Annotated in this window: 18 protein-coding genes; 2 read left to right on the top strand and 16 right to left on the bottom strand. The window is 59.8% G+C overall.

Translation table 11 applies throughout. The annotated features are described in order from the left end of the window. Positions 1–17 precede the first annotated feature (17 nt). The 9 genes from bamA to rpsB all read right to left on the bottom strand — a co-directional run bounded on the left by bamA (position 18) and on the right by rpsB (position 9975). Positions 18–2369, bottom strand: a complete 2352-nt coding sequence (gene bamA / locus LO50_RS16375) for an outer membrane protein assembly factor BamA (RefSeq protein WP_044315655.1) — start codon at positions 2367–2369, stop codon at positions 18–20. A 69-nt stretch (positions 2370–2438) separates the two neighbouring features. Further along, positions 2439–3791, bottom strand: coding sequence for an RIP metalloprotease RseP (gene rseP, locus LO50_RS16370; RefSeq protein WP_044315654.1), 1353 nt, complete (start codon positions 3789–3791; stop codon positions 2439–2441). Positions 3792–3850: 59 nt separating this feature from the next. Beyond that, complete coding sequence (gene ispC / locus LO50_RS16365) at positions 3851–5041, bottom strand: 1-deoxy-D-xylulose-5-phosphate reductoisomerase (protein ID WP_044315653.1); 1191 nt, start codon at positions 5039–5041, stop codon at positions 3851–3853. Then, on the bottom strand, positions 5038–5853 hold the full coding sequence (locus tag LO50_RS16360) for a phosphatidate cytidylyltransferase (protein WP_044315652.1): 816 nt from the start codon (positions 5851–5853) through the stop codon (positions 5038–5040). The genes ispC and LO50_RS16360 overlap by 4 nt, the downstream gene beginning before the upstream one ends. After that, positions 5847–6608 carry a polyprenyl diphosphate synthase gene (gene uppS, locus LO50_RS16355; RefSeq protein ID WP_014819906.1) on the bottom strand — a complete coding sequence of 254 codons (762 nt, stop codon included), beginning with the start codon at positions 6606–6608 and terminating at the stop codon, positions 5847–5849. Before uppS ends, LO50_RS16360 begins: the two co-directional genes overlap by 7 nt. Positions 6609–6745: 137 nt before the next feature. Further along, positions 6746–7303, bottom strand: a complete 558-nt coding sequence (gene frr, locus LO50_RS16350; RefSeq protein WP_014819905.1) for a ribosome recycling factor — start codon at positions 7301–7303, stop codon at positions 6746–6748. After that, positions 7300–8043: a UMP kinase gene (gene pyrH, locus LO50_RS16345; protein ID WP_014819904.1), complete on the bottom strand. Its 744-nt coding sequence runs from the start codon at positions 8041–8043 to the stop codon at positions 7300–7302. Before pyrH ends, frr begins: the two co-directional genes overlap by 4 nt. 200 nt (positions 8044–8243) lie before the next feature. Further along, positions 8244–9107 (bottom strand): translation elongation factor Ts, encoded by an 864-nt coding sequence (gene tsf / locus LO50_RS16340; protein WP_042925668.1) that lies wholly within the window; start codon positions 9105–9107, stop codon positions 8244–8246. A 127-nt stretch (positions 9108–9234) separates the two neighbouring features. Next, complete coding sequence (gene rpsB / locus LO50_RS16335; protein WP_014819902.1) at positions 9235–9975, bottom strand: 30S ribosomal protein S2; 741 nt, start codon at positions 9973–9975, stop codon at positions 9235–9237. A gap of 286 nt (positions 9976–10261) precedes the next feature. Between rpsB and map the strand changes: the two genes are divergently transcribed. Both map and LO50_RS16325 read left to right on the top strand, forming a co-directional pair. Beyond that, positions 10262–11044: a type I methionyl aminopeptidase gene (map, locus tag LO50_RS16330; RefSeq protein WP_044315651.1), complete on the top strand. Its 783-nt coding sequence runs from the start codon at positions 10262–10264 to the stop codon at positions 11042–11044. Between the two features lie 31 nt (positions 11045–11075). Continuing rightward, positions 11076–13778, top strand: coding sequence for a [protein-PII] uridylyltransferase (locus LO50_RS16325; RefSeq protein WP_023443743.1), 2703 nt, complete (start codon positions 11076–11078; stop codon positions 13776–13778). A 53-nt stretch (positions 13779–13831) separates the two neighbouring features. On the opposite strand, the gene LO50_RS16320 is transcribed toward LO50_RS16325, so the two are convergent. From LO50_RS16320 to LO50_RS16290, 7 genes are all read right to left on the bottom strand, one after another. Continuing rightward, complete coding sequence (locus LO50_RS16320) at positions 13832–14161, bottom strand: Na+/H+ antiporter subunit G (RefSeq protein WP_003299378.1); 330 nt, start codon at positions 14159–14161, stop codon at positions 13832–13834. Between the two features lie 10 nt (positions 14162–14171). Continuing rightward, positions 14172–14441 carry a K+/H+ antiporter subunit F gene (locus LO50_RS16315; RefSeq protein WP_003299380.1) on the bottom strand — a complete coding sequence of 90 codons (270 nt, stop codon included), beginning with the start codon at positions 14439–14441 and terminating at the stop codon, positions 14172–14174. Further along, positions 14426–14926 (bottom strand): Na+/H+ antiporter subunit E, encoded by a 501-nt coding sequence (locus tag LO50_RS16310; protein ID WP_044315650.1) that lies wholly within the window; start codon positions 14924–14926, stop codon positions 14426–14428. Before LO50_RS16310 ends, LO50_RS16315 begins: the two co-directional genes overlap by 16 nt. After that, entirely contained in the window at positions 14923–16422 is a 1500-nt protein-coding gene (locus LO50_RS16305) for a monovalent cation/H+ antiporter subunit D (RefSeq protein ID WP_044315649.1), read from the bottom strand. Before LO50_RS16305 ends, LO50_RS16310 begins: the two co-directional genes overlap by 4 nt. Then, complete coding sequence (locus tag LO50_RS16300) at positions 16419–16748, bottom strand: Na+/H+ antiporter subunit C (RefSeq protein WP_003299385.1); 330 nt, start codon at positions 16746–16748, stop codon at positions 16419–16421. Before LO50_RS16300 ends, LO50_RS16305 begins: the two co-directional genes overlap by 4 nt. Then, a complete protein-coding gene (locus LO50_RS16295; protein ID WP_044315648.1) occupies positions 16748–19540 on the bottom strand; it encodes a monovalent cation/H+ antiporter subunit A in 2793 nt (930 codons plus the stop codon). The genes LO50_RS16300 and LO50_RS16295 overlap by 1 nt, the downstream gene beginning before the upstream one ends. 216 nt (positions 19541–19756) lie before the next feature. After that, positions 19757–20218, bottom strand: a complete 462-nt coding sequence (locus tag LO50_RS16290; RefSeq protein ID WP_041754299.1) for an outer membrane lipoprotein — start codon at positions 20216–20218, stop codon at positions 19757–19759. Between the last annotated feature and the right edge of the window lie 80 nt (positions 20219–20298).

The raw sequence follows: 20298 nt of genomic DNA, 5'->3' as shown, positions 1-20298 counted from the left end.
GGCATCACGCCGCAATGTTAGAACGTTTGTCCCAGCGAGAACTGGAATACCTGAGTATCGGCCTCGTCCGGCTTGACCACCGGCATAGCCAGACTGAAGCTCAGCGGGCCCATTGCGGTAATCCAGGTCAGACCGACACCCACCGAGCTGGCCATATCGCCGAAGTCGATATCGCTGCAATTACTCGACTCTGTTGGGCAATTGGTGTTGTACACATTACCTACGTCCCAGAACACCGAGGTACGCAGCGAGCGCTGATCCTTGACGAACGGCATGGGGAACAGCACTTCCAAGCCTCCCTGGATGAGTACGTTACCACCGAACGGTAGAGGATCCTGATCCGGGTCGGCGATGGTGCCTGGGCGCGACCCGTCACTCGGCGTGCTACGGGGGCCGAGGCTGCTATCCTCGAAGCCGCGTACCGAATTGAAGCCGCCGGCATAGTAATGCTCGTAGAACGGCAGGCTCGAGGTCGAGCCATAGGCGTCCCCGTAACCCAGGCGCGTATGCATGCGCAGGGTGTAATCCTTGCTCATCGGTACGAACAGCTGGCCGTTGTAGTCGAGTTTGTAGAAAGACAGGTCGCTACCCGGAATAGTACTTTCGAATACCAGGCTCTGCGAATGGCCGCGAGTGGCGAGCACGCCGCGATTGAGGGTCGACTCGGACCAACCTGCAGATGCCTTGAAGTTGAGGAAGCTGTCGCCCTCCTCCTCCATGAAGTCGAAGATCTCGTCCACGGTATAACGGCCAGTATCAAGATCATCCTGCTGCACAGTCAGGCCGAATGACAGTCGAGACGTCTCGCTGATCGGGTAGCCGATGTTGATGCCGCCACCAAGGCTATCCACCGAATAACTGGAAACGTCGTAATCGAGCTCGTCGTAATCGGTGGTGCGATAGAAGGCGTTATACCCCAGGCTGACACCGTCTTCGGTCCAGTAGGGGTCGACGAAACCGAAGTTGTAACGCGTCTGGTATTCGCTGCGAGTCAAGCCCAGGGAGACCCGGTTACCGGTACCGAGGAAGTTGTTCTGGCTGATGGAGCCACCCAGAATCAGGCCTGCGTTCTGCGCAAAACCGATGCTGGCCATGATCGAACCGGACGGTTGCTCCTCGACGCTGTAGTTGACGTCGATCTGATCATCCGTACCTGGAACCTGCGGCGTTTCTACGTTCACTTCCTTGAAGAAGCCCAGGCGCTCGAGACGAGTCTTGGATTGGTCGATCAAATAGGTCGACGCCCAACCACCTTCCATCTGGCGCATCTCGCGACGCAGCACTTCATCTTCGGTCTTGGTATTCCCGCGGAAATTGACGCGATTGACGTACGCACGCTTACCCGGATCGACGACGAACGTGATCGACACCGTATTGTCTTCGTCGTGAGCTTCAGGAACACCGTTGACGTTGGCAAAGGTATAGCCTTCGTTACCCAAGCGCCGGGTAATCAGCTCGGAGGTGGTAGTCATCACCTTGCGCGAGAACACCTGACCTTCTTTTGCCAGCAACAGCGCCTTGATCTCTTCCTGCGGAACCTTGAGATCACCGCTCAGCTTGACGTCGCGCACGGTATAGCGCTCGCCTTCGTCGATGTTCACGGTGACATAGACGTGCTTCTTGTCTGGCGTTATGGATACCTGGGTCGAGGTGATATCCATGTTGATGTAACCGCGATCCAGGTAATACGAGCGCAGGCGTTCCAGGTCACCGGAGAGCTTTTCACGCGCGTACTTGTCGTCGTTGCGGAAGAACGACAGCCAGTTTGTGGTCTTCAGCTCGAACAGATCCACCAGATCTTCGTCCGCGAAGACAGAATTGCCCACGATATTGACGTGCTTGATCGCCGCCACCGAGCCTTCGTTGATCTTGATCTTCAACGCCACCCGATTACGCGGCTGCGAAATGACCTCGGTTTCGATGGTCGCCGAATAGCGCCCCTGGGCAACGTACTGGCGCTGCAGTTCATTACGTACACCCTCGAGCGTGGCCTGCTGAAAGATTTCCCCTTCGGCCAGACCGGACTGCTGCAAACCTGACAGCAGATCTTCGGTCTTGATCGCCTTGTTGCCTTCGATCTCGATGCCGGAAATGGATGGTCGCTCGACTACGCTGATGACCAGCACATCGCCATCCCGCCCCAGCTGAATATCCTGAAAGAAACCGGTTCGAAAGAGCGCACGAGTGGCATCGACGAGGCGATTGTCATCGGCAGGCTCACCCACGTTCAAAGGCAGAGCGCCGAATACGCTGCCGGCGGAAACCCGCTGCAGGCCATTGACCCGGATATCGGAAATAGTGAAGGACTCAGCGTGAACTTCGGCGATCATCAATGCGGAGATAACCGCAGGTAGCAGCAGACGTTTCATGAAGTCCTTTCTTATTCAAACCTGATAAATGAACCGGCGATTCGGCATGGCGACACTACGGATTCGGCATTACAGACGGCCAAGGTCATTGACCAGTGCAAGCAGCATCACCCCAACCACCAGGCTGATGCCGATCTGTACTCCCCATCCCTGTACCCGCTCCGACAGAGGACGTCCGCGGACCCACTCGACGAGATAGAAGAGCAGATGGCCGCCATCGAGCACCGGGATAGGCAATAGATTGAGAACCCCCAGACTAATGCTCAGATAGGCGAGGAAATTGAGGAAATCCCCCAGCCCCGACTGGGCAGAAGCGCCCGCCACTTTAGCAATGGTTATCGGACCGCTCAAGTTTTTTACCGAGAGCTCCCCGAAGAGCATTTTCTTCAGCGAATCGAGGGTCAGCAGGCTCATGGTCCAGGTGCGCCTTACGCCTTCGACCACCGCTTCAAGAGGACCGAAGCTGACTTCGCGCAGCATTTCCGCTGGCCATTCACCACCTTCGACACCCGCCCCCAGATAACCGCGGCGCGCATCGCCTTCGCCACGCGCGGCCAGCGTCAACGACACATCGAGTCGCTCACCGGCGCGCTCCACATGCAGGGATACCGGCTCACCGGGCAGTACCTTGACTGCGTCGATCACCTGCTGCCAATCGTCCAGTGGCTGCTGATCCATACTCAACAGGCGGTCACCGAGACGAATACCTGCGGCCTGCGCCGGGCCTTCAGGGTCCAACTGAGCGACCACTGGGGCAATCTGAGGGCGCCAGGGTCTGATTCCGAGCGAGGTGATCGGGTCCGGCTCCTCCACGCCTTTCAGCCAATTCTGCAACGGGATCTGCAAGTGCTGCTCGCCAGAACCGCCAAGCTCTCGCACCGTCATATCGAGCTGACCGCTCTCGCCCAGGCGCCGTACCAACTGTAGATTGACCTCGGACCAGCCACTGACTGGCTTGCCATTGACCGCAACGATCTCCTGATCGACCGCCATCCCCGCCTGAGCAGCGAGACTGCCTGGCACGACAGCACCGACAACAGGCCGCACCTGTTCGCTGCCAAGCATCGCCAGCAGCCAGAAGAACACCATAGCTAACAGGAAATTGGCCAACGGCCCGGCGGATACGATAGCGAAGCGCTGGCGGACGCTCTTGCGATTGAATGCACTGTCGAGCAAAGCGGGAGGCACGTCGCCCTCACGTTCGTCGAGCATCTTGACGTAACCGCCAAGCGGTATCGCAGCGATGACGAACTCGGTGCCCTGCCGGTCATGCCAGCGAAGCAGCGGACTACCGAAGCCAACGGAGAATCGCAGCACCTTCACGCCACAGCGACGGGCAACCCAGAAATGACCGAATTCGTGAAAGGTCACCAGCACCCCGAGCGCAACGAGGGTGCCGATGATCATGTAGAGCGCGCCCATATTTTCCTCCGGGAGTGGGTCTGTTGACGTTTCGCTGCAAGCCGCGAGGCCGGCAGACCCTATCGCCCGCGGCAGCTCAACCAGTGGTCGGCAGTTTCACGAGCCTGGTTGTCAGCTGCCAGCACATCTTCAAGGCAGACAGTCGGAACCGATGCCTCTCGATTCAACACGTCGTCGATGATACTCGCGATCTCGGTGAAGCGGATGCGTCGATTGAGAAAGGCGTCAACCGCCACTTCGTTCGCGGCATTGAGCATCGCCGGCGCCGTACCACCGGTCTCCGCGGCCAGGCGAGCAAGCCGCAGACAAGGGAAACGCAGGTTGTCCGGAGCCTGGAAATCCAGTCGCCCAACCTGCAACAGATCCAGCGCCGACACACCGGAATCGATTCGCTCCGGCCATGCCAGCGCATGCGCAATCGGCGTACGCATGTCGGGATTGCCGAGTTGCGCGAGCACCGAACCATCCACGTAGTCCACCATAGAGTGGATAACGCTTTGCGGGTGAATCACCACCTCGACCTGATCTGGTCGCGCGTTGAACAACCAACAGGCCTCGATCAGCTCAAGCCCCTTGTTCATCATGCTGGCCGAATCCACGGAAATCTTGCGCCCCATCGACCAGTTGGGATGAGCACAGGCCTGCTCCGGGGATACATCCGCCAGATTCTGCGGCGCAATATCTCGAAACGGCCCGCCAGAAGCGGTGAGCAATATCCGCCGCACACCGACAGCACCAAGCCCGCGGGCATAATCGGATGGCAAGCATTGAAAAATCGCGTTGTGTTCGCTATCGATCGGCAGCAACACCGCATCGCTATCGTGCAGTGCCTGCATGAACAACGCGCCGGACATTACCAGCGCTTCCTTGTTCGCCAGCAACACTCGCTTGCCTGCCTGCACGGCGGCGAGAGTCGGCTTCAGCCCAGCGGCACCGACGATTGCAGCCATCACGACATCGACCTCGGGATGGCCCGCCACCTCGCTCAGACCGCCCTCGCCGCTCAGCACTCGGGTGGCAACGCCATCGGACTGCAACTGCCCCCGCAGCACGCCGGCTTGCGCTTCATCACCGACCACTGCGTAGCTCGGACGATGCTTGAGGCAGAGCGAACGCAGGTCGACGAGCCGGCTGAAGCCGGTCAGCGCAAATACGCTATAGCGATCGGGATGACGAGCGATGACATCCAATGTGCTCAGTCCGATCGAACCGGTCGCCCCCAGCACGGTTATTTGTAGAGGTCGCGTCACAGCACGCCCCAGCCAGCAAGCCAAAGAAGCACCGCAAAGATAGGAATGGCCGCGGTAAGACTGTCTATGCGATCCATTACACCGCCGTGCCCGGGCAGCAGCTGACTACTGTCCTTGATGCCCGAGCTACGCTTGAACATGCTCTCGGTGAGGTCACCGATCACCGAGATCAACACCACCACCGCCGCACCCAGCAGCGCTAGCACCAGCTCTCGCACCGACCAGCCGCGGTAAATGCCAACCGCCAGCGTGATCAGCAGACTGGTCAACAGGCCACCTATCAGCCCCTCCCAGCTCTTGCCAGGACTGACCTGCGGTGCAAGCTTGCGCTTGCCGAACGTCTTGCCGGAGAAATACGCCCCGATATCCGCAGCCCAGACCAGAATCATCACGGCAAGGATCAACCAGTTACCCAATGGCCATTGCTTGAGCACCACCAGTGCCTGCCACGACGGAAGCAGAATCGCCAGACCGATCACCAGACTGCCAGCGGAGCCACCCCAGAGACGACTGCTCTGCGGATAGGTCAACACCAGATAGGTTGCTGTCAGCCACCAGAGCACGGCGAGCGCCAACAGCCAGGGGGCCAGTGCCGGAAATTGATACAGCACGGCAAGCAGCGCCACGACCAGCGCCGCATAAGCGATTCTCACCGGCTGGCCCGCGAATCCAGCCAACCGAGCCCATTCCCAGGCACCTAGCGCAACGACCAGCCCAATGAAGATGGCGAAAGCGAGTCCATGAAGGAGAAAGAACCCAATGATCGCGACGGGCAGAAGGATGGCGGCGGTGATGATGCGCTGCTTCAGCATTCGGCCTTGACCTCGCTTTCGACCTGTTCGCCCGTTTTGCCAAATCGCCGCTGTCGAGTAGCGAAATCGGCGAGCGCCTTGCGCATGGCAACGTGCTTGAAGTCGGGCCAATAAAGATCGGAAAAATACAGTTCCGCGTAGGCGAGCTGCCAAAGCAGGAAATTGCTGATGCGCCGCTCACCGCCGGTGCGAATGCACAGATCGGGCAACGGCATGTCGCCGGTCGCCAGATAGCTCTGAAACAGAGCAGGCGTAATTTCTGCCGGATTCAGACGCCCGGACTGCGCCTCGGCAGCCAAGTGCTGAGCCGCCTGAAGAATGTCCCACTGCCCACCGTAATTGGCGGCAACCTGGAGGACGAAACGATGATTGGCGGAAGTCATCTCTTCCACCTCCAGCATCGCGGCCTGCAATTCGGGATGGAAACGGGCACGATCCCCGATGATGCGCAGGCGAATGCCGTTCTCATCGAGCTTGCGCGCCTCACGCCGCAACGCCGACAGGAACAGTTCCATCAGCGCACCGACTTCATCTGCCGGGCGCTGCCAGTTCTCGCTGGAGAACGCAAACAGCGTCAGCACCTCGACGCCGGAATCGGCGCAGACCTCAATCACGGCGCGAACCGCGTCGACACCGGCTTTATGCCCGGCCACACCGGGCAGCAAACGCCTCTTCGCCCAGCGATTGTTGCCATCCATGATGATCGCCACGTGACGGGGTACATTCCGCCCGGCGATCTGCCTGACCTTTTCCATGAACAACTCTACTTGCGCTAAAACACGCTGCGAACCAAAAGAAAAAGCTGCAAGCAACAGCTCTGGGGCATCTGCACTGTCGCATCACGAACCGGCCCCCCGATTCAGGACACGACAGCAGCGATTCGATGCCGGCCTTATACGGCCATCAGGTCGCCTTCTTTGGCTTCGAGGGCCTTGTCGATCTCGGCAACGTACTTGTCGGTTAGCTTCTGGACGTCATCCTGGCCACGACGTTCCTCGTCCTCACTGATTTCCTTTTCCTTGACCAGGTCCTTCAGCTGCGCGATCGCATCACGGCGGATGTTGCGCACTGCGACTCGGGCGTTCTCGGCCTCTGCGCGGGCCTGCTTGGTGTAGCCCTTGCGGGTCTCCTCGGTCAGCGCGGGCATCGGCACACGAATCGTGGTGCCAGCGGTGGCCGGATTCAGCCCCAGGTCCGAGGTCATGATCGCCTTCTCTACCGCCTGGATCATGCTCTTGTCGAACACTGTCAATGCCAGAGTGCGGGAGTCTTCGGCGATTACGTTGGCAACCTGACGCAGCGGAGTGTCGGAACCGTAATAGGAGACCATAACGCTATCGAGAATACTGGGATGCGCACGGCCGGTACGGATCTTGGCGAATGCATGGTCCAGCGATTCCAGGGTTTTCTTCATGCGCTCCTGCGCGTCTTGCTTGATCTCGTTGATCATTCTTTCGATTCCTCGATCAGGGTTCCTTCAGCGCCACCTAGCACGATGTTGAGCAGGGCGCCGGGCTTGTTCATGTTGAAGACCCGCAGCGGCATGTTGTGGTCACGGCACAGACAGATGGCTGTCAGATCCATCACGCCAAGCTTGCGATCCAGCACTTCGTCGTACGTGAGCTCGGCAAATTTCTCCGCATTCGGATCCTTGAACGGATCTGCGGTGTAAACACCATCGACCTTGGTGGCCTTGAGCACGACATCCGCCTGGATCTCGATCGCACGCAGACAGGCGGCCGAGTCGGTGGTGAAGAATGGGTTGCCGGTACCGGCGGAGAAAATAACCACCTCGCCGGTCTTCAAATGACGCATCGCCTTGCGACGGTCATAGTGATCAGTCACACCGACCATGGAAATGGCAGACATGACCAGCGCCGGGATGTTCGAACGCTCAAGCGCGTCGCGCATGGCCAGCGCGTTCATCACAGTGGCCAGCATACCCATATGGTCGCCGGTGACGCGATCCATACCGGCCGCCGAGAGCGCAGCACCACGAAAGAGGTTGCCACCACCGATGACCAGTCCGACCTCGACGCCGATGCCCACCAACTGGCCGACTTCCAGAGCCATACGGTCAAGGACCTTGGGATCTATGCCAAAGTCTTCGGAGCCCATCAGGGCCTCGCCGCTCAATTTGAGCAGAATGCGTTTATAGCGAGGATTGCGTGCACTCATCTGCTGAGCCATTGGCGTGTTATCTCCTGCGGCGTGCTGTGATCAAGTCTGAATGACTCAGACCAAAAAATATCTGCGCTTTGACAGCTCAACCGGGGGTTGGTGCCAGGCGATGACTATATCGTGACAAAAAAACAATTCCGCTGCCCAATTCGACAAAGAGGCCGCGCGCGTGAGCGGGCAGCCTCTTTGCCAGAACCACCGAAGCGGCCTTATTTCTTGGTCGCAGCGACCTGAGCAGCAACTTCGGCAGCAAAGTCGACTTCGGCCTTCTCGATGCCCTCGCCTACTTCGTAGCGAACAAAGGATACGATTTCGGCACCAGCTTTCTTGGCCAGCTCACCAACCTTGATTTCCGGGTTCTTGACGAACGCCTGCTCAACCAGGCTGGCTTCGGCCAGGAACTTGTTGATACGGCCCTTGACCATGTTCTCGACGATGTTTTCCGGCTTGCCGGCGATCTTGTCGGCATTGAGCTGCAGGAAGATTTCCTTTTCCTTGGCAACCAGCTCTTCGGAAACATCAGCCGGGCTCAGAACCGCAGGATTGCTGGCAGCCACGTGCATGGCGATATCCTTGGCCAGCTCGGCATCGCCACCCTTCAGGGTGACCAGCACACCGATGCGGTGACCGTGCAGATAAGCACCAACCACTTCACCTTCCACTGCGGTCAGGCGACGTATGTTGACGTTCTCGCCGCACTTGGCGACCAGCGCTTCGCGCGCGGATTCACGAGAAGCGATCAGCGGGGCCACATCGGCCAGCTTCTGCTCGAAGGCCTCGTCCAGGCTTTCCTTGACGAACGCCTTGAAGTCATCCTGCAGAGCCAGGAAGTCAGTCTGCGAGTTGACTTCGATGATCAGACCACGGCCACCCTCGACGCGAACGGCGATCGAGCCCTCGGCAGCGATGTTGCCCGACTTCTTGGCGGCCTTGATGGCGCCCGAGGCACGCATGTCGTCAATCGCCTTTTCGATGTCACCACCAGCGGCGACCAGAGCCTTCTTGCACTCCATCATGCCCTGACCGGTACGCTCGCGCAGTTCTTTGACCAAGGCTGCAGTGATTTCTGCCATGTTGGGAATCCTCTCGATTTGGTTTCTAAACCACTCACCCAATACACGGGTGATCAATTCGCAAGAGACAAAAAGGGGGCCTAGCCCCCTTTTTGTTCATCGGGTGTCACGCTGCAGTGCGCCGCACTCAGCCCTGAGCCGCTTCGGAAGCAACTTCCTCGACGAACTCGTCAGCGCCACCGGCACCGTTCTGGCGACCGCGCAGAACAGCGTCAGCCATGGAGCCGAGGTAGAGTTGCACGGCACGGATGGCGTCATCATTACCGGGAATGATGTAGTCAACGCCTTCCGGGCTGCTGTTGGTATCGACGATGCCGATGACCGGGATACCCAGCTTGTTGGCTTCGGAGATAGCGATGCGCTCGTGATCGACGTCGACGACGAACATGGCGTCCGGCAGGCCGCCCATATCCTTGATACCACCCAGGCTGCGCTCGAGCTTCTCGAGATCACGGGTACGCATCAGAGCTTCTTTCTTGGTCAGCTTCTCGAAAGTACCGTCCTGGGACTGCCCTTCCAGCTCACGCAGACGCTTGATGGAGGCGCGGATGGTCTTGTAGTTGGTCAGCATGCCACCCAACCAGCGATGATCGACGTACGGCGAGCCACAACGAGCAGCTTCTTCGCGAACGATCTTGCCGGCGGAACGCTTGGTGCCAACGAACAGAATCTTGTTCTTGCCTGCAGCCAGCTTCTCAACGAAACGCAGCGCGTCGTTGAACATCGGCAGGGTTTTTTCCAGGTTGATGATATGGATCTTGTTGCGCGCGCCGAAAATGTATTTATCCATTTTCGGATTCCAGTAACGGGTCTGGTGGCCGAAGTGCACACCGGCCTTCAGCATATCGCGCATAGTGACTTGAGACATGATCAGTCCTCGAATAAGTCGGGTTAGGCCTCCACGCGTCCCGATATCCAACTCTTGCGAGCACCCAGGATACCGTGTCGACACGTGTGTGGGGTTAGGCTCGACGGGGTCTACCCGCTGAGCGGCGCGTTTTATAGCACAACGACCATCGAGAGGCTACTGCTTTGAACTCTCTACAACAGGCTCAGCGGTGCAATCAGCCCTGACCTGCAGGCCGCAGGCGCTTTGGTTTATCATCGCGACTTTCCGTTATTGCCTTCGCCTGCGGGCATACAAGAGGTTTTGCATGACTGTCACCATCAAGACGCCCGAAGATATCGAGAAGATGCGCATTGCCGGGCGCCTCGCCGCCGAAGTTCTCGAGATGATCGGCGAGCACGTCAAGCCAGGCGTCACTACCGAGGAACTCGACCGCCTTTGCCACGAGCATATCGTCAACGTTCAGCAGGCCATTCCCGCTCCGCTGAACTACAAGGGCTTTCCCAAATCGATCTGCACCTCGATCAACCATGTTGTCTGCCACGGCATCCCGAACGACAAGCCGCTGAAAGACGGCGACATCCTCAACATCGATATCACTGTGATCAAGGACGGCTATCACGGCGACACCAGCAAGATGTTCTTGGTCGGCAAGGTGCCCGAGTGGGCCGATCGCCTCTGCCAGGTCACTCAGGAATGCCTCTATAAAGGCATCGAGCTGGTTCGCCCGGGCGCACGACTCGGGGACATCGGTGAAGTCATCCAGAAACATGCCGAGAAGAATGGGTTCTCCGTGGTCCGCGAATACTGTGGCCACGGCATCGGCAAGGTCTTCCATGAGGAGCCGCAGGTTCTGCATTACGGCCGTGCCGGCACCGGCATGGAGCTCAAGGAAGGCATGACCTTCACCATCGAGCCGATGATCAACCAGGGTCGCTCGGAAACCCGCCTGCTTGGCGATGGCTGGACCGCGATCACCAAGGATCGCAAGCTGTCGGCGCAATGGGAACACACCATCCTGGTGACCGCTGACGGCTACGAGATCTTCACTCTGCGCAGCGACGACACCATCGCTCGCACCCCTGCCTGAGATTTCACAGCCCCCACGGGAGGACGTTCGCATGCCCCAGGTTGACCCGGAGCTGTTTGACCGCAGCCAGTTTCAGGCGGAGCTGGCTCTGAAGGCCAGCCCCATCGCTGCGTACAAGAAGGCCATACGCCAGGCGCGGCAGGTACTGGACGAGCGGTTCAAGGCAGGTCGGGACATCCGTCGCCTGATTCAGGATCGCGCCTGGTTCGTCGATCAGATTCTGCGCTCGGCCTGGGATCGCTTCGACTGGAACAATGGCGCAGATATCGCGCTCGTCGCCGTGGGTGGCTACGGCCGAGGTGAACTGCACCCCTACTCCGATATCGACCTGCTCATTCTGCTCGACGCCAACGACCAGGAAATCTTTCGCGACTCGATCGAGGGCTTTCTGACCCTGCTCTGGGATATCGGCCTGGAAGTCGGGCAGGCCGTGCGCTCCGTTGCCGAATGCGCCGACGAAGCGCGCGCCGATCTCACGGTCATCACCAACCTCATGGAAAGCCGGACGATCGCCGGCCCGGAGCGCCTGCGCCAAGCGATGCTGCGGGTCACCAGCACCCAACAGATGTGGCCTAGCAAGGAATTCTTCCTCGCCAAGCGCAACGAGCAGCGCGCACGACACGCCAAGTACAACAACACCGAGTACAACCTGGAGCCCAATGTCAAAGGCTCCCCCGGCGGCCTGCGCGACATCCAGACCATCCTCTGGATCGCCCGTCGCGAGTTCGGCACGCTCAATCTGCAGGCGATGGTCGATCAGGGCTTTCTTACCGAGGGTGAACACAGCCTGCTGACCGCCGCCCAGGAGTTTCTCTGGAAGGTGCGCTACGGCCTGCACATGCTTGCCGGTCGCGCCGAGGATCGCCTGCTGTTTGACCATCAGCGCAGTTTGGCCGCGCTGCTGGGCTATGAAGACAATGATGCCAAGCTGGCCATCGAACGCTTCATGCAGAAGTACTACCGGATCGTCATGAGCATTGCCGAACTCAGCGATCTTGTCGGTCAGCACTTCGCCGAAGTGATTCTCTGGGAAGGCGAGTCAGGCCCGATCGTGCCACTAAACAGCCGATTTCAGGTACGCGACGGCTACCTTGAGGTGAGCAACGCAGCTATCTTCAAACGCACCCCTTTCGCGATCCTGGAAACCTTCGTGCTGCTCGCCCAGCATCCCGACATCCAGGGCGTTCGCTCGGACACCATTCGCCTGCTCCGCGATCACCGTTACCTGATCGATGACATCTTTCGCCAGGATCTGCGCAACACCAGCCTGTTCATCGAGCTGTTCAAGTGCAAGGAAGGTATTCACCGCAACCTTCGCCGAATGAACCGCTACGGCATCCTGGGCCGCTATCTGCCGGAGTTCGGCCACATCGTCGGGCAAATGCAGCACGACCTGTTCCACATCTACACCGTCGACGCGCACACGCTGAATGTCATCAAGTACCTGCGCAAGCTGACCAAGCCGGGCGTCGCCGAGAAATATCCGCTGGCCAGCAAGCTGGTCGAAAGGCTGCCCAAACCAGAGCTGATCTACATTGCCGGGCTCTATCACGACATTGCCAAGGGCCGTGGCGGCGACCATTCGGAACTCGGCGCGGTGGATGCCGAGCAATTCTGCAGTCGTCACAAGCTGCCGGCGTGGGATACCCGACTGGTGGTCTGGCTGGTGGAAAACCATCTGGTCATGTCCACCACAGCGCAGCGCAAGGATCTGTCCGATCCGCAGGTGATCAATGATTTCGCCCAACTGGTCGGCGACGAGACGCACCTGGACTATCTCTACGTCCTGACCGTGGCCGACATCAACGCCACCAACCCGACCCTGTGGAATTCCTGGCGCGCGAGCCTGCTGCGTCAGCTCTATACCGAAACAAAGCGGGCCTTGAAACGCGGGCTGGAAAACCCGCTGGGGCGCGAAGAGCAAATCCGCCAGACCCAACGCGCTGCGCTGGATGACCTGGTGCGCCAGGGCACCGATCCGGATGACGCCGAGCAGCTCTGGTCACAGCTGGGCGACGACTATTTCCTCCGGCACACCGCCACCGATGTGGCCTGGCATACCGACGCGATCATCGAGCACCCGGCCAACGGTGGGCCGCTGGTGCTGATCAAGGAAACCACGCAGCGGGAGTTTGAGGGAGGCACGCAAATATTCATCTACGCGCCAGACCAGCATGACTTCTTCGCGGTAACCGTGGCGGCCATGGATCAGCTCAACCTGAACATCCATGACGCACGCATTCTGACGTCGAGCAGCCAGTTCACGCTGGACACCTACATCGTGCTGGACGCCGACGGCAGCCCGATCGGCAATAATCCGAAGCGGATCGAGGAGATTCGCAGCGGCCTGATCGCCGCCCTGCGCAACCCGGACGACTACCTGACCATCATCCAGCGCCGTGTCCCACGGCAACTCAAACACTTCGCCTTCCCGCCGCAGGTCACCATCCACAACGACACACAGCGACCGCAGACCATTCTGGAAATCATTGCACCGGACCGGCCCGGCCTGTTGGCGCGTGTGGGCCAGTTGTTCCTCGATTTCGATCTATCGGTGCAGAACGCCAAGATCGCGACCTTGGGCGAACGCGTGGAGGACGTATTCTTCGTCACCGACGCAGACAACCAGCCGCTGTCCGACCCGCAGTTCTGCCTGCGCCTGCAGCAGGCGCTCGTCAAGGAGCTGCAGCAGGAGAACGAACAGCAACCCTCACCGAGCAGCATCCTGATCTGAAATGGCCTCGCCTGCTCACCTACCTGGCGCTGCAAGACAGGTAGGAGGCAGGCTCAATCCCAGGGCTGACCCCGCGTTTGTTCGACAGCTGGCAGTTTCTGCTGCATTGCAGCCTTGGCCAGCATGTGCGCACTGACCGGCGCAGTAAGGAAGAGAAACAGCGTGATCAGCAGCTCGTGCAGACTCAAGCCATCGTTCTGGCTGCTGAAGAAGATCATCGACGCGATCACGATACCGCCAACACCCAGCGTCGTCGCCTTGGTCGGGCCATGCAGGCGCGTGTAGAAATCCGGCAGCCGGTAGAGGCCGATCGCACCGATCAGCGCGAACAGACTGCCGATAATAAGGAACACGCTTACCAGCACTTCGATCCAGAATGGCATGTCGTTTCCCTCAATCAATGATGTCGCCGTGCAGCAGGTGCTTACCGACTGCCACGGTACTGACGAAACCCATCACGGCAATCAGCAGTGCCGCCTCGAAGAACAGATCGGAGGCGAGCCAGATGCCGAACAGCACGATAAGCGCGAGCGCGTTGATGTACAGCGTATCGAGCGCGAGCACTCGGTCGGGCATGTCCGGCCCCTGGACCAGACGAACGACATTCAACACCGCCGCCAGCCCCAAAACGGCCATACAGAACGGAATCACGTAGGCGAGCATTCGAAGATCTCCAGCAGTGGCGCTTCATAGTTACGCTTGACGTCAGCGATCAGCGCATCGACGTCAGGCACGTCCAGCGCATGCACCATAAGCATCTGGCGATCCTGACTCAGACAGGCAGATACCGTCCCAGGCGTCAGCGAGATGATGCTGGTCAGGGTGGACAGGACGAACTCGTTCTCGATGGCCATGGGCACCTCGATGAACGCAGGGCGCAGGTTTTTCTTCGGCCCCAGCACCAGCTTGGCGACGTGCACATTGGCCACGACGATGTCATAGAGCACCTTGAGCGAGAACACGCACAGCTGCAGCGGCTTGCGTATGCGCGGCACCTCGATGAGAAACCCCCGAACCAGAAGTGGAATCGCCCAACCAAGAAACAGACCGAGCAAGAACTGCCCGAAGCTGAGCGTGTTGTTGAGCAGCAGCCAGAGAATGGCCAGCATCAAGGTCAGGGCGGGATTAGGTAACCAGCGCGCTTTCATGCCGCACCTTCCTGAAGTATCTGCAGATAAGGCGCAACATCCAGCAACTGCGCAGCAGTGGCCTGCACGAACGCCTGCAGCGGGCCGGCGGCGACAACCAGCATCACACTACCAAGCAGCAGGCCGACCGTCGCCAGAATCCGAATGGCATCGGCAGGCTGCCCCACCGCCTCGGCACTGGGACGCCAGAACACCAGGCTGCCGGCTCGGCTCAGTGAAATCAGCATGCCCAGCCCGCCGACCAGCACCACGGCCCACAGCGCGATAGCGTCTGCGCCAAGCTCGATGGCGCGCAGCAGCATCACCTTGCCGAGAAAGCCGGAGAACGGAGGCAAACCGGCCACGGAGATGGCGCCCATGAAGAACAGCGTGCCCAGCAGCAGCGGCTGACGCAGCGCAGGCGCCGAAATCAGATCGGTCCCCAGGTCTCCGCGCTGACGAGCTATCAGATCGGCGAGCAGGAACAAGCCGCCCGCAACCAGCGTGCTGTGGACCAGGTAATAAAGTGCCGCAGCAAGCCCGGCCTCGCTGCCGAGCGCAATACCCGCCAGAAGCGTGCCCACTGACACGACCACCAGATAGGCCAGCAGCACCTGCAGGCTGCGAGCGGCCAATGCGCCTATCACGGCCGCACCGAGCGTCAGCAGAGCCAGCGGCCAGAGCCAGACATCGACCATGCCGCTCAACTCGCCCGCTTCGCTGCCGAAGACCAGGGTGAACACACGAATGATCGCGTACAGACCGACCTTGGTCATGATCGCGAATAGCGCAGCGACCGGCGCGGTGGCCGATGCGTAAGCCCGCGGCAACCAGAAGTACAGCGGCAGGATTGCGCCCTTGAGCGCGAACACCACCAGCAGCAGATACCCGGCGGCCGCCAGCAGCGGCGCATCGGCCGGATCGGCCGCGCTCACACGGGCAGCCATGTCGACCATGTTCAGGGTGCCCAGCAGTCCGTAGAGCATGCTCACGCCGATCAGAAACAGCGAGGAGCCGAGCAGATTCAGCACAACATAGTGCATACCCGAGCGCACCCTGCGCTGACCATGGCCGTGCAGCAGCAAGGCATACGAAGAGATCAACAGGATCTCGAAGAACACGAACAGGTTGAACAGGTCGCCGGTCAGGAAGGCACCATTGATGCCGAGCAGCTGGAACTGATAGAGGGCGTGAAAGTTCGGCCCGCGCTCATCATCACCACGGCACGCATAAAGCGCTGCGAAACCAGCCAGCACCGCCGTCACCAGCAGCATCAGCGCGCTCAACCGGTCCAGCATGAGAATGATGCCGAATGGCGGCTGCCAGCTACCCAGCGCATAGATCCGCAGCTGGCCATCATCGGCAAGCAGCACCAACCATATCGCAATCGGGACCAGGGTCCAGGTTGCCGCCAGTGAAAGCAGGCGCTTGGTCGACTTGTTGGCGCGATGAGCGAACAGCAACAGCGCCCCCATGAACAACGGCAGCAGCAGCGGGAGAATCAACGCATGATTCATTTGCGCGGCTCCTCACCATCGACGTGATCGGTACGCAGCTCTCCGATGCTGCGCAACGCCAGCACCACCACGAAGGCGGTCATGGCGAAGCCGATGACAATGGCCGTAAGCACCAGCGCCTGCGGCAGCGGATCGCCATACTCCGCGCTCTTGCCTATCACCGCCGGAACGCCGGTCGCCAGCCGGCCCATGGAAAAGATGAACAGATTGACCGCATAGGAAATCAGCGTCAGCCCCATCACCACCGGAAAGATCCGGGCACGCAGGAGCAGATAGACGCCACTGGCCGTCATGATTCCCAGCGTGATTGCGAACAGCGCTTCCACTACAGCACCTCCCTGTTGGAATCGTCCTGGCTGACCTGGCCGATGTTGGAAAGAATCAGCAATGTCGCGCCGACAACCACCAGATAAACCCCCAGATCGAAGAGCATTGCAGTCGCCAGCTCGAACTCTCCGACGAGAGGCAGATGGAAATACCCGAATGACGACGTCAGGAACGCGTAGCCGAACGCCCAGCTGCCCAGCCCCGTCAGCCCCGCAATAAGCAGGCCTGCGCCGCAGAGTGCGTGATAGCTGATCGGTTGCCGCGCCTGTGCCCAGCTCACGCCATGCGCGATGTATTGGAGAATCAGTGCCACCGCGGTGATGAGACCCGCAATGAATCCGCCACCCGGCAGGTTGTGCCCGCGTAGGAAGATGAAGGCGGAAATCAGCAGCGCCATCGGTAGCAGCGCGCGGGCAAGTGCATCCAGAACCATGGGGTGCCGGTCAACCGACCAGGGTCGCCCGCCGTAGTCGCGAACCGGGTGCGGCAGGCGCAGGCCTTTGAGTAGCGCATAGATGCCTACGCCGGCGATCGCCAGCACTGCGATCTCGCCCAGGGTATCGAACCCACGGAAGTCCACCAGGATCACATTCACGACGTTCTTGCCGCCGCCGCCGGAAACACTGTTCTCGAGGAAGTACGACGCGATGCTGTCATAGGGCCGGGTCAGCACGGTGTAGGCAAGCAGCGCGACCATGGTGCCGCTGCCGCCCGCGAGAACGAAATCGCGGAAGGCACGCAGACTGCTCGACTCGGCCGGCGTACGGTCGGGCATGAAGAACAGCGCGAGAATCAGCAGGATGATCGTCACCACCTCTACCGAAAGCTGGGTCAGCGCCAGATCCGGGGCGGAATAACGGGCAAACCCGAGCGCAACCATGAGACCAACGACACTGAGTACGATCAGCGCGGTCAGACGGCGGCGATGGAAAAGCACGGTCAGCAGCGAAGTCAGCGCCAGAATCGCCATACCCAGCACGGTGATTCCATCAAGCGGCGTCAGCGCGACCGGCCCATGCAGCGTTTCCAACGGGGTCAACGCAAAAACCACGAGCACCAGCGTACTGAGCAGCATGAGGGCGATGTAGCGTTGCAGCGAGCCGTTTTCCAGCAGACAGGTGACGTGACGTGCGGCGAGGGTCAGTCCGCCCATCACCCGTTCGAACACCTCCAGCGAATCGACCGTGGGCAACCCTTCGTACCAGCGGAACGCCCACTTGCGCAGCGAATAGATCATTATCCCGCCAATCAGCGCAGCAAAGCTCATGGCCAGCGGCAAGTTGAAGCCGTGCCAGATCGACAGGCTGTATTCAGGCACGTTGCCATTCAGCGTTCCCGACACCGCCGCCGCCAACAATGGGCCTACGGTGAAAGCCGGTAGCATCCCCACCAGCAGGCAGAGCAACACGAGGATTTCCACCGGAATCTTCATGTAGCGTGCAGGTTCGTGTGGCGGGTACTTCGGCAGATCGATCGGCTCGCCGTTGAAGAACACGTCGTGAACAAAACGCAGCGAATAGGCGACCGAGAACGCACCGGCCAGCGTCGCTGCCGCGGGAATCGTCCAATAGAAGCTACCGAGCAGGTGCTGATCGAGCGTCTCGGCGAAGAACATTTCCTTGCTCAGGAAACCATTGAGCAATGGGACACCGGCCATTGCCAGCGACGCCACCATCGCGAGTGCCGCGGTGTGTGGCATGTACTTCCACATGCCATTGATGCGGCGCATGTCGCGAGTGCCCGTCTCGTGATCGATGATCCCGGCGGCCATGAACAGCGAAGCCTTGAAGGTTGCGTGGTTAATGATGTGAAAGATCGCCGCCACCGCTGCAAGACGCGAATCCAGGCCAAAGAGCAAGGTAATCAGGCCCAGGTGGCTGATAGTGGAATAGGCCAGCAGGCCTTTCAGGTCGTGCTGGAACAGCGCCATCACCGCACCCAGCAGCAATGTCGCCAGCCCGGTGACGCTGACCATGTAGAACCACCACTCCGACTCGGCCAGCGCCGGATACAGCCGAGCGAGCAGGAAGACACCGGCCTTGACCATCGTCGCGGAATGCAGGAAGGCCGATACCGGCGTGGGCGCTGCCATTGCCTGTGGCAACCAGAAGTGAAAAGGGAACTGCGCGGACTTGGTGAACACACCGAGCAACACGAGAATCAAGGTCAGCGGGTACAGCGAATTGGCACGGATCAAATCGCCCGAAGCGAGCACGGTTGTGAGCTCGAAACTGCCGACGATATGGCCAATCAGCAGAATACCGGCGAGCAAGGCGAGACCGCCGCCTCCGGTGATGGCGAGCGCCATGCGCGCGCCTTGGCGGGCATCGGCGCGGTGATTCCAGTAACCAATGAGCAGGAACGACGAAAGGCTCGTCAGCTCCCAGAACATAAGCATCAGCAGCAGATTCTCGGACAGCACCACGCCGAGCATGGCACCCATGAACAGCAAGAAGAAGCCGAAGAATCGCCCCATCGGGTCCTTCTTCGACAGGTAATAGCGAGCGTAAAGAATGACCAGAAGACCGATGCCGAGAATCAGCAGGGCGAAGAGGAAGCCCAATCCATCAAGGCGCAGGCTCAGGTTGAGTCCGAGCTGCGGCAACCACTCGTAATGGATGATTTCGGTTTGGCCGGCAAATACGTCGGCCCGTTTGGTCAGCAGCAGAATCAGCGCTGTCAGTGGCGCCAGGCCCGCGCCAAAGGCACAAGCGGAGCGACCAAACCGCTCCAGGAGCAAAGGCAGGAAGATGCCCAGAAATGGCAAAGCGATGATCAGCGCAAGCGCCATGAACGAGACCCCTTAAGCCACCTGAGCGGAGGCATTCTTATCCTTGCAGGCACAGCAACTGCCTGAAACAGCACATAAATGTGTGCCCGATTATCCATACCGATGATGCTGGCGTCATGGATTCATGTATTTCGAAAAACAAAAAGCGCTGTCACCGCTCCGTGCACGGAGCTGTGACAGCGCTCTGACTTCAGCCTCGGGCAGCTGCTATGAAGATCAGGGCGCCACGCGACTGGTGCCACTGACGGTCATGATGCGAACTCGCTGTCCCACGCGAAATACCTGATTGGGCTCCACGGCCTGCACATAGGCGCGCACGTTGCCGTCATCCTCACGCACGGTGATCTCGACACCCTGGGTACGGGTAATCCCCTCTTCCGCCGCCGACCCCAGCATGCCACCTGCCACCGCACCAATCACTGCAGCAACCGCACTGCCACGGCCGCCGCCGATGCCACTGCCGGCAACGCCACCAACCACTGCGCCGGCGCCGGTGCCGATGGGGGTCTTGGTTCCCTCGATCTTCACTGGACGCAGCGATTCGATGGTTCCGTAACGCACGGTCTGTACGGCTCGCGCCTCGTCCCGAGAATAGGTATCTCCGGTCAGGCTGGAGGCGCACCCACCCAGAGCGAGCGTCAGAGCTGTAAAGGAAGCGACATAAATGGACCTACGCATTGCAATTCTCCTGCGGACAGCTGTTTCGTTCTGAACGGCGGCATGAGCAGTAGCGACAAAAAAGCGCTTGGCAACTTCTC

Source organism: Stutzerimonas stutzeri (assembly GCF_000935215.1).
Lineage (GTDB): Bacteria > Pseudomonadota > Gammaproteobacteria > Pseudomonadales > Pseudomonadaceae > Stutzerimonas.
This window is presented reverse-complemented; position numbering and strand designations above follow the sequence as displayed.